Raw genomic sequence first — 353 nt, 5'->3', positions numbered from 1 at the left:
ACAGGTGGTTGCACTCATGGGTATTGGCGGGGGTGATGTGCAGTTTCTCAATATAGCCTTCCGCATCGGTGCGGGTATGTTGTTTGTAACCGAGTTTGTATAAATCGTTTTTCTTTGTCCAACGGGCATCTTTATCTTTGCTCGGTGTGGTTTGGCCGCTGACGTGTCCTTCCTCGTCAACTTCTATGGCCTGACGCTGTTTGCTGCCGGCGGTCTGAATAATGGTGGCGTCAATGACGGCGGCGGATGCTTTCTCTACTTTTAGGCCTTTTTCGGTCAGTTGTCGGTTAATCAGTTCCAGCAGTTCGGACAGGGTGTTGTCTTGCGCCAGCCAGTTGCGGTAGCGGCATAAG

1 protein-coding gene is annotated in these 353 nt (G+C 51.6%); it reads right to left on the bottom strand.

What is annotated here, in order from left to right; translation table 11 throughout:
- A partial coding sequence (locus HMPREF3277_RS07245) for a transposase (RefSeq protein WP_141765196.1) occupies positions 1-353 on the bottom strand: 353 nt, incomplete at both ends.

It is taken from the genome of Neisseria sp. HMSC70E02 (assembly GCF_001838645.1).
Taxonomy (GTDB): domain Bacteria; phylum Pseudomonadota; class Gammaproteobacteria; order Burkholderiales; family Neisseriaceae; genus Neisseria; species Neisseria macacae.
Note: the sequence above shows the minus strand (reverse complement) of the source record. Positions and strands in the feature narration are given on the sequence as shown.